General features: G+C 65.4%; 11 protein-coding genes. 3 read left to right on the plus strand and 8 right to left on the minus strand.

Going from position 1 to position 8,898, the window contains the following annotated elements:
- Window positions 1-1,116, minus strand: a 1,116-nt coding sequence (gene mobH, locus Q392_RS07815; RefSeq protein WP_245610674.1) for a MobH family relaxase, incomplete at its 3' end; no start/stop codon positions are given.
- Window positions 1,117-1,414: 298 nt separating this feature from the next.
- Between mobH and Q392_RS07820 the strand changes: the two genes are divergently transcribed.
- The 3 genes from Q392_RS07820 to Q392_RS07830 are packed head-to-tail and all read left to right on the plus strand — an operon-like array spanning window position 1,415 to window position 2,594.
- Window positions 1,415-1,732, plus strand: coding sequence for a type II toxin-antitoxin system PrlF family antitoxin (locus Q392_RS07820; protein ID WP_038204260.1), 318 nt, complete (start codon window positions 1,415-1,417; stop codon window positions 1,730-1,732).
- Window positions 1,732-2,190, plus strand: coding sequence for a type II toxin-antitoxin system YhaV family toxin (locus tag Q392_RS07825; protein ID WP_011804662.1), 459 nt, complete (start codon window positions 1,732-1,734; stop codon window positions 2,188-2,190). Before Q392_RS07820 ends, Q392_RS07825 begins: the two co-directional genes overlap by 1 nt.
- Before the next feature lie 26 nt (window positions 2,191-2,216).
- Entirely contained in the window at window positions 2,217-2,594 is a 378-nt protein-coding gene (locus Q392_RS07830; RefSeq protein ID WP_011804663.1) for a DUF3742 family protein, read from the plus strand.
- A 15-nt stretch (window positions 2,595-2,609) separates the two neighbouring features.
- Here the strand turns inward: Q392_RS07830 and Q392_RS07835 are convergent, their stop codons facing one another.
- The 7 genes from Q392_RS07835 to Q392_RS07865 form a co-directional block, all read right to left on the minus strand.
- Window positions 2,610-4,127 carry a conjugal transfer protein TraG N-terminal domain-containing protein gene (locus Q392_RS07835; protein WP_011804664.1) on the minus strand — a complete coding sequence of 506 codons (1,518 nt, stop codon included), beginning with the start codon at window positions 4,125-4,127 and terminating at the stop codon, window positions 2,610-2,612.
- A gap of 14 nt (window positions 4,128-4,141) precedes the next feature.
- Window positions 4,142-4,501: a hypothetical protein gene (locus tag Q392_RS07840; RefSeq protein WP_009518522.1), complete on the minus strand. Its 360-nt coding sequence runs from the start codon at window positions 4,499-4,501 to the stop codon at window positions 4,142-4,144.
- Entirely contained in the window at window positions 4,498-5,892 is a 1,395-nt protein-coding gene (locus Q392_RS07845) for an integrating conjugative element protein (RefSeq protein ID WP_009518521.1), read from the minus strand. The genes Q392_RS07840 and Q392_RS07845 overlap by 4 nt, the downstream gene beginning before the upstream one ends.
- Window positions 5,893-5,901: 9 nt before the next feature.
- Window positions 5,902-6,849, minus strand: coding sequence for a TIGR03756 family integrating conjugative element protein (locus tag Q392_RS07850; protein WP_023108457.1), 948 nt, complete (start codon window positions 6,847-6,849; stop codon window positions 5,902-5,904).
- A complete protein-coding gene (locus Q392_RS07855; RefSeq protein WP_009518519.1) occupies window positions 6,846-7,292 on the minus strand; it encodes a TIGR03757 family integrating conjugative element protein in 447 nt (148 codons plus the stop codon). The genes Q392_RS07850 and Q392_RS07855 overlap by 4 nt, the downstream gene beginning before the upstream one ends.
- A 163-nt stretch (window positions 7,293-7,455) precedes the next feature.
- The gene (gene radC / locus Q392_RS07860) at window positions 7,456-7,950 is read right to left on the minus strand and encodes a RadC family protein (protein WP_009518518.1); all 495 of its coding nucleotides are present in this window, start codon (window positions 7,948-7,950) and stop codon (window positions 7,456-7,458) included.
- A gap of 175 nt (window positions 7,951-8,125) precedes the next feature.
- Window positions 8,126-8,890, minus strand: a complete 765-nt coding sequence (locus Q392_RS07865) for a DsbA family protein (protein WP_023098544.1) — start codon at window positions 8,888-8,890, stop codon at window positions 8,126-8,128.
- Window positions 8,891-8,898: the final 8 nt, after the last annotated feature.

The following is an 8,898-nucleotide window of genomic DNA, read 5'->3' on the forward strand; positions in this document are numbered from 1 at the left end:
CCAAAGTGTCCATGTGTCCACGCAAAAGTCCGTGGACACAAGCATCCTTGGCCGGCTATCGAACTTCAATGTGGGTTGGCCGGACGCATACCGCCAGACCGCCTTGCCGTCGGACGTCGGCTGCAACATGCCGTGATCCTGCAGGACGTTGAACACCGCGGTGTTGTTCGCTGGAATGCCGTCGATACCCTGAGACAGCAGGTGCGCACGCAGCTTGTCCGAGACTGTCTTGCTCACCAGCCACAGGGCATCCTCGGTGAGCCAGCCATCGGAGGCTTCCGGCTGGTTCAGTTTCAACTGTTCCTTGAGCAGGTAGCGCAACCCGTCGAGCAGCTTGCGCTGCAGCGCGTGCTTGGGCGCAGCCATGGCGCGGGCCGGATCGCCGCCCAGTTCCTGGGCCACCGAAGCCCGGTCGGCCTGCACGACAAGTTCGCCCAGCACGCCGGCGTGCTCGTACTGGCCGGCCAGGACGTAGAGCAGCGGTCCCCACAGGTCGGGATAGCCACTGAGCCAGTCCAGGGCATCACGGTCGAGGAGTTGGCGGTAGAGCAAACCTGTCGCGGCGCTGTGAAGCCGATATTCCCGATCGTCGCGGTAGCGGAAGCGGTATGGCTGGTGCAGCGGGCCGTGCCAGGGGTGCCACAGCGAGCCGTCGGCCAGTTCGACGTGCAGATCGACGGCGATCTTGCCGATGTCGTGCAGCAGCGCGGCATAGGCGACCGCGGCAGTCCAGGCTTCAGACTGCGCCGCCTGGTCTTCGGGACTGGCGCCAATCGGCAGCAGATGGGACTGCCGCAGTTTCAGGCTGTAGGCGACGATTTCCAGGCCGTGGTCCAGCATGCCGCCCGGGTAGGCATGGTGATGCGCCTCGGAGGCCGGGAAGGCCTGGACCAGCTCGGCGTAGCGCTCCAGGGGCGCCCGGTACAAGGTGGCGAACTGCTTACGTGAGAGCGACGTGCGCTGCCAGATGTGCTCCAGCAGCTTCTGCCGGCGCGGGGTGGCCAGCAGCGATGCGGCCGACTCGGGCCGCATCAACCCTTTCGGGAGGTCGGTGACCGATGGTGGCGTCGGAGCGGCAGCGACCGCGGGCCGTTTTCGCTGGAACAGAGAAAGCATGCGGGTGTCCTGTCGGGGGCCGAGCGGGAGGCCTTTTTGCCTTTTGGGGATAGAGCCTTTCCCCTTGCACTCCATTCCCTTGCCATTTCGACCCTTTGCGGCCTTTGGGTATAGAGCAACGGGTCCTGATCGTCCATCGCCAATGTGGGTTGCGGCAGGGCCGGATTGATGCAGGAAGGCTGGCTGTTCACGCCCTACGATGGGCCAATTCTTGGACCGGGAGAGCGCCATGAGGCTTCACATTGACAAAGTAAGGAAATTTCCTTACCATGCGGGTATCGCAATCAGGAGAGCCGCCATGCCTGCCATCCACGAAGTCGCCACGTTGACCTCCAAGGGCCAGGTCACGCTGCCCAAGCCTATCCGGCAGGCGCTGGGCGTTGATGCCGGCGGCAAGCTCGCGTTCGATCTGCGGGGCAGCGAAGTCGTCGTCACCCGTGTCGATGCCGAGCACGAGGACCCCGCCATCGGCGCGTTCCTGAGCCTGCTGGCCCGCGACATCGAAGCTGGCCGGAACGTCCAAGGCCTGCCCGAGGATCTGGCCCGCGCCATGCTGGAGCATGCTGGCCATGGCGTGAACCTGGACGAGGAGATCGACGGGGAAGTGGAACTCTGATGCAACGGCATGGCTGGACGCTGCTCTTCCACGACTGCGTGATTGAGCCGTTGCAGAAACTGCAAGCGGCCGCGAGGCGCGCGCAGGAGAACGACCCGAAAGGCTTCGAGTCCAATGCCAACGTCAAGCTGTTCCGGGCCTTGAGCCAGTTGATGTTGGAAGTAGTGCCAGGCGATCCGGCACGCGACGAGTACCGTCAGGGCAATACCTTGGGATCGGCCCACCGCCACTGGCGAAGGGCCAAAATCGGAAGGCGGTTCCGGCTGTTCTTCCGGTACGACTCGAAGGCGAAGGTCATCGTGTACGCCTGGGTCAACGATGAACAGACCCTGCGGTCTTCGGGTAGCAAGTCGGACCCGTATGTCGTCTTCGAGAAGATGCTCGGACGCGGGAACCCGCCAGACGACTGGCACGCGCTGATACAGGCAAGCAAGCAGGATTGGAGCAAACTGGAATAGGCATCCCTCAGTAGCAGGAGACGACCATGACCACCACGACCCGCATCAGTACCGCAGAACGACTCGGCCGCGCCTTGGGTCGCGGATGGCGTGCCTACGTGCGCGGCGAACGCCGGGTATCGAGCTGGTTGGTGTCCAAGGGGATGCCGGCGGCCGGTGCCACCGCGCTCGTGTGGGTGGTCAAGCTGGTTGCGCTCGGGGTGCTGCTGTACACCACCTTCTGGCTGGCGGTGTTACTACTGCTGGGCGTTGCGGCGGCATGGATGGCTGGCAATTCGGCTAGAGATGACGACCGCTGGGCGCAACAGGATGAACTGCGCAATGGCGAGGCGGGCTTTGGCCTGTATTCTTCCAATGGCCAGCGGCTCGACCCTCACGACCCGAACGATCCGTTCGATGACTGAGATTTGGCCTGTCCGTCACAGAACCTTGCCGGCTACCTTGTTTGCACCTGACCCGGCGCTATCACGCGCTTCCTTGGAGCCGACAGCAAGGTTCTGAGCAATCACCCCAGCCTTAACTCCGACCCACCCCAAGGCAGCGACCCAAAACGTCGGCAGGACCAGAAACATCGTGCCCGTGACGAACATCAGGAGCATGTCACCGAAGGCGTTGTTCAGTCCTACCAACGGGTCGAAATTGGTGTGCGGCCGGTTCCAGCCGAACCCCCAGCCATAAAGTGCGTCCAGGATCGTCGAATCGATCCAGCGCGCAAGCTGAAACCAGAAGTCCGTGAAGAACAGCGCGAACTGCACGACGCTGACCGTGACGACCGTCTTCAGGTCATAGGTGCCCACAACCAGCACGAGCGGGATGCAGATGACCAGCGCCATCTTGAGCAAGGCGAGCACCATGGGCAGGGCCTGTCTCACAACGTCCATGGCGGGAAATGCCGCAAGCGCGCCGACTGCCATCCCAACGTCTCCCGTGGCCCGCGTCACGATGTTCGGCAAGGTCTTGTCGATCTGGCCGCCGTAGTCCGTATAGACGCTGCCCTGGTTCAACTTCTGCTGCCTCGGCGACGCGATGGTGCGGATCACCGAGTCGTCCACCTCGGCCCGGCTCAGGAACCCGGCCCAGCCCGCCAGCCGATTGAGCAGGCTCGGGTCCACCTGTCCCAGCAGGCGTGCCCGCAGGCCATTGCTGCCATCAGCCCACCATTGCCTGCAGGTCGGGTAGCCACCGCCACTGGATACCTGAGCCAGCCCGGCGTCGCGGTTGCTGTCATAGGGCCAGTCATCGCGCGGCGTGCTGGAACGGTACGTGTCGTAGTAGCCGTTCGTGTCGGTGAAGAACCGCGATCCGATCCAGGTCACGTCGTGCATCTGCTGCTCATCGAGCTGAGGGCGCTGCATGAACAATTTGGCCCGTGCAGGCCCATAGCAATCCCGCGAGAAATCCGCTACTTCCTGAGCCAGCACCGGGTCATCGATGCGCGTGGCGTCGATCTCCATGCGCATCTGCCGCAGGTCCGTGCCACACGGGATCGCCGCCACCGAGGCGCTCGTGACGGCGCGCGAGAGTGCATGCATGAACGCCCACCAGACGGGCACCTTCGCCGACTGGTTGTTGATGGTGCTGAAGGACTGCGACCAGCCGGTATCCGTGGGCTGCGGCACGCTGACCTGGCACTGGGCCGAGCGCGAGCTGTCGTACTGGATGGTGTTCAGGTCCACGTCGATGAACGGAATGCCGGCGAACATCACCACCACGATGGCGACGAAGACCCGGTTCTCGATGCGGGCGGCGCTCAGCACGCCTTTATTGCCCTCGTCGGCACCTTCCGCACGGGCCTTCAACCACTCCTGCACGATGATGGCGACGAAAGGCAGCGCGAATACCCCGCTGGATACCAGCACCGCCCAGATGCCGTTGTTGACGATCCAGGACACCAGCGTCAGGTAGTACTCCAGGTAGTCGGTCGTGAAAAGCGTCATCGCGCCATCTCCCCTCAACCGGCCTGCATCAGCAGGCTGGCTTCCAGCGCCACGATGGCGACGACGCCCGCGACCTCGGTGCGCACCAGGCGGCGCCGCGCCTGGGCGTCGTCCTCACGTACCAGCAGCCGGCGCCGCATCCAGACCCAGCCATAGGCCGTCGCCCCGTACAGGCACAACCGCCACACGAAGAAGTAGCCCGATGCGGCCGCGAGCCACCGCTCCCAGCCGGCCACGCTCCCGACCAGGTAGATGCCGGCGACGTTGGCCCCCACCGCAGCGGCGACGATCACCACCGCCCACAGCAGTGCTTTCGCCGCGCGCCGGCTGAACAGCCAGCGCAAGGGGCGCCAGGTCATGCGCATTGCGCTCATGGCCGGACTCCCGGATTGCCCTTCTGCAACTGGTCGAGGCGGTCGGGCACCGGATCGCCCTCGTAGATGCCGCGCGAGCCGGCCGCGCGCGTACCATGGCGCTGGATGATCGCCATCGGCGAGTTGTTCGCCAGCTCGCGGCGCAGCTCCAGCTCCGTTTTCAGGTTGCGGATCTCCCGGTCGAGCGTGTCGCTCTCGTGGTTCACAGCCTCGACCGCCAACTCGTTGGCCGCCACGTTGGGCTCCTTCTTTCCCGTGAGCAGCGTGCGCTGGAGCAACAAGGCCTTCTCCAGCACCGACGACAGCGCCACCTCGGACGCAAGGCGCCGCGCCAGCAGGTCCTGGTCCGGCTCGTCGCGCAGCGCCTCGATGACGCCGCGCGTGATCGGCAGCGACGTGCTGCCGGCCTCGCGCAAGTTCTCGAAGGTGGTGTTGCGCACGCCGGAAACCAGTTCCTGCAAGACTTCCAGTTTGGCTTCGTACTCCTCCTGGATCAGCGGCGTCAGCCCGACGCCGGGCACCGTCTCGGTCTTGGTGCAGGAATCGCACGTGCGCTGCACCTGTTCCCCGAGGACCCGGGTGGCCCATTCGGTCGCCTGCTGCGGCGACGTCCAGGTCTGGCAGGACAGGCTCGCGCAACTGGCGGGCGCGATGGAGGATGTGTCCGTCACGCCGCGCCCGTTGACCAGGTTGTAGCCCGCGCGGGTGACGTCGCCGACCACCCGAATGGCGGACTGGCCTGCGCCACCGGCATTGCTGCCGCCCACCCAGGGAACGCCGTCGTTGCCGCGGCGCGTCTCAGCCTGCTCGACGGCCGAAACGGCATCGTTGCTGCCAACCGCGTCACGCAGGGCCATGCCTTCGGCCATCTGGCTCCAGCCAAGCTGGCCGCCCGCCGTCTCGGCCATCTTCTCGGCCATCGCGCGGCACGTCAGCTTGGAGCGGTCGAAGTCCAGCCGCGCCTGCAGCACGCCGTTGGTCAGCAGGTTGTACAGGCCGGGATCGGCGCGCTGAATGATCAGCGCCGGCAGGGACGCCACCGCGCTGGTGGCGCTCTGGATCACGTTGCTCATGATCTGCTGGAAGCCGTTCGTGATGCCGTTGAGCTGGTTGCGCAGCGTGGTCTGGATGCTCATGTCGCCGCAGATCAGGTTGCTGTTCCACCCCAAGCCGACCCCGATGGAGCGCATGCCAGCCGCGCGGCCCATGGACACCGCGCTGCCGCCTCCGATCGAGTACATGACGTCATCGCCAATGACGGGGCCGCTGTTCTGGTATCCGACCTGCGCCCACGCCAGGCCGCAGACCAGAGCGAGCGTGCCGGCCAGCGCCGTCGGGCGCAGCAAGTAGCACGCCTTGGCGGAAAGGTTCATCGGTTCAGGACGCTTCATCGTGGCACCTCAGAGGAAATCGACGCTGCCCAGGAACACCTGCCCGCGGCGTTCGCAGCAGGCATACGGCCGCCACAGCGCCCAGGCGTAGTCGCCTTGCTGGGCCTGGGTCAGCGTGCCGCTGTGGGGGAAGACCACGCAGGTGTTCGACAGACGAGGGGTCAGCTCCTGCCACTTCCCGGTGGAGGTATCGCCTTCGACCAGCGCCCCGGCCGGCCAGTAGCCGTCACGGGCGTTGGCGAGCAGTGGCTGGTACACGTGCAACTGCCCGCGGCGCGTGACGACATCGCCCGCGCGCTGGGCCACCACCGCCCCGGATTTGTGGTCGTCGGTCTGGTGCAGGAAGCCACCGCGTGGATAGACATTGCCCCAGAGGTTCATCGTGGTGCGCGCACCGACCTCACGCATGCCCGGAATCAACGCCTCCGGGTAGGCCATCTCGGGCACGTTGTAGCGCCAGGCCAGCGTGTCCAGGGTGCTGAGCAGATACGGCATGAAGGCCGTGCCCGCGCCTTGGCAGAAGTAGCCGGAGGACGAGGCGAACTGGTTGAACACCTCGCCGCCGGGATGGCCGATAACATCGCTGTTCTTGAATTTGGCGAGGTTGTTTTCATGATCCTCGTTCGTGGTGCCGTCCCCGCCGGCCTGGGCCGAAGGATTGGGCGTGCTCATGGCGCGCACTTCAACCCAGGGGTTCTCGCCGGTGTTCGAGTACGACGACACCACTGCATCGGGGATGTAGTGCCTGACCTTGACGGAGGTACGCACCGTGCAGCCGGTCCAGGTGCAATAGAGCCAGTAGCAGATACCCACCACCCGGTATTCCAGGCAATCGGGCGAAGCCACTGAACCCACGATGGTTGCCGTGTTCAGGGCGTAGCTGCCCGTGGCGCTAAGCAGCAGCACGGACGCGACAGCAGCTCGCATGCGGCGCAGAAGGTCGAATGGGGGGATCACGGTTCGGTCCTCCGGTGCTGTTCGATCCGCGCGATGGCGCGGGCCACGTCCGGCTCGCCATAGACCACATAGCGCTGGTCCACCACGACGGCCGGGACGGCGGTGATGCCCAGGCTCCATGCGTCCGTCACGCCCTGGTAGGCCGTCGCGATGCGCCGCTGAAGGTCAGTGCCTCCCTGGGTCAGCCGACGCTTGACCAGGGCTGTCGCCTGGTCGGGGTCGGTGGGCAGATTCGCCGAAAGCTCGGCCTCGATGCGCGGCGCTTCATCCAGCTCGATCAGCCGTTCGCCGCCCATGGTCTTGACCGGGTGGTGGCCGTCGGTGACGACCACCACGTCGGCGGCGAAGGTGACCGGGCTGAACACCGCCAGGGACGCCGGCAGCGCCACGGCCAGGCCAAGGGTTCGCCAGCCTGGTGCGAACCGGGTAAAAGCTGCTGGCATGTCATGCGCGCCGGAAGTTGATCAGGGCCATAGTCAAACGCCGAACCCCATGCGGTCCCAACAAACAATGCGCATCGCGGCCACCCCGCATACCTGCTTGTGTCGCCGCGAAGAAAAAGCGGAGGCCGAAGCCTCCGCGCTGATCAACGAAGCAGTGCAACACTTACAGCAGGCCGGACTCCGCAAAGGAGAACGGGGCACCCTGGCCGACGATGATGTGGTCCAGTACCCGCACATCGATGAGCGCCAGCGCGGCCTGCAGTTGCTGGGTCAGCACGCGATCCGCGATCGACGGCTCGGACATGCCCGAGGGGTGCTGATGTGCGAAGACCACCGCAGCGGCATTCAATTCCAGCACACGCTGTACGACGACACGCGGATAGACCGAAGTCGAGTTGATCGTGCCCCTGAACAACGGCTCGTAGGCCAGCACCTGATGCATGCTGTCAAGGAATACAGCGACGAATATTTCGTTGGGCTCGGCCACCAGCTTCACGTGCAGGTAGTCGCGCACGGCCGTGGGGTCGAGGAGTTTCGGACCCGCTTTGAAAACCCGCTTCTCCAGCAGTGCAATGGCTTGCTGGATGATCCAGTCCTCGTGCTGGGCAGCGATGGCGGAAAGCGACTCCAGGCAGGAGTCATTGACGACGAAAGACATGGCGAACCTCCAAATGGTGAGATCGGAGGGCGCGCGCCCGGGGAGGGCAAGCCCTCCTGGGGAACGAACAAGGTGCATCCATCACCGCGGGAGCGGTGATCGTTCGCGGCCAGGATGCGAGGCGAACGGGTTGCGGTCAGCGCAGCGGACTGCGCCGTAGCCTTGAAGACCGGGGCTACCTGGGCATGTCGCCGACGACGTCGGCAGGCATTTCCGATGTAGGTGTGGCGGCGGGATCGCGGGCCGCGAGCATGTCCATGGCCGACAGCAAGGCATCGCCCTCGATCGGACCCTGCAGCAGGATAGCCTTGCCGGTTTCGCGATCGTGTAGCCGCAGCGACGGCGTGGCGGTCACGCCGCTGTTCGTGGCTTCCGCAGTTTGGGCGCGAATCGCCGCGTCGGGCCGCTCGCTCGCGATGCACTGCTCGATGGGTGGCGTAAGGTCGGGGTAGCGCAGGTCCTCGGGCAAGCCCTGACCGTCGCTGCGCGTGTGGGCATATACCCACTCGACGGCCTGCCAGAAGGCGGCATGACCGCTGGCTTGGCCCGCGCATTCCGCCAGGCGCGCTTCCGCGGACGCGGCCGGCTCATGCGCTGCCAACGGGAGGTGATGCCATTGCAAGGCCACGTCCGCATTGCCGGCCACCCAACGCTTGAGCACTGGGAAATAGGACCGGCAGAACGGGCATTCGAGGTCCGCGTAGAGCGTCAGCGTGAAGCGTCCTTCCGGATTGCCCATCTGCCACGGAGGCCCAGCCACCTGCGTCTCGCTGACTGGCGCTGAAGTCTGAGGCGTGGACTGCCCGGGCCAACGGGACACGAGCCAGATCAGCAGCAGTGCAACCAGCGCTGCGGCCACTGTCCAAGGCCAGCTGGGCCGCCAGTGCCGACGGCGGAACGCCTGCACCTGCATCGGAATGGAAGGACGTTTCTGTTCCATGGCGTTCT

It is taken from the genome of Xenophilus azovorans DSM 13620, assembly GCF_000745855.1.
In the GTDB taxonomy this organism is placed as follows: Bacteria; Pseudomonadota; Gammaproteobacteria; order Burkholderiales; family Burkholderiaceae_C; genus Xenophilus; species Xenophilus azovorans.

Coding starts and splice junctions, on each gene's coding strand:
- Q392_RS07820 (WP_038204260.1), top strand. CDS start 1,415: ATGCCTGCCATCCACGAAGTCGCCACGTTGACCTCCAAGGGCCAGGTC.
- Q392_RS07825 (WP_011804662.1), top strand. CDS start 1,732: ATGCAACGGCATGGCTGGACGCTGCTCTTCCACGACTGCGTGATTGAG.
- Q392_RS07830 (WP_011804663.1), top strand. CDS start 2,217: ATGACCACCACGACCCGCATCAGTACCGCAGAACGACTCGGCCGCGCC.
- Q392_RS07835 (WP_011804664.1), bottom strand. CDS start 4,127: ATGACGCTTTTCACGACCGACTACCTGGAGTACTACCTGACGCTGGTG.
- Q392_RS07840 (WP_009518522.1), bottom strand. CDS start 4,501: ATGAGCGCAATGCGCATGACCTGGCGCCCCTTGCGCTGGCTGTTCAGC.
- Q392_RS07845 (WP_009518521.1), bottom strand. CDS start 5,892: ATGAAGCGTCCTGAACCGATGAACCTTTCCGCCAAGGCGTGCTACTTG.
- Q392_RS07855 (WP_009518519.1), bottom strand. CDS start 7,292: ATGCCAGCAGCTTTTACCCGGTTCGCACCAGGCTGGCGAACCCTTGGC.
- radC (WP_009518518.1), bottom strand. CDS start 7,950: ATGTCTTTCGTCGTCAATGACTCCTGCCTGGAGTCGCTTTCCGCCATC.
- Q392_RS07865 (WP_023098544.1), bottom strand. CDS start 8,890: ATGGAACAGAAACGTCCTTCCATTCCGATGCAGGTGCAGGCGTTCCGC.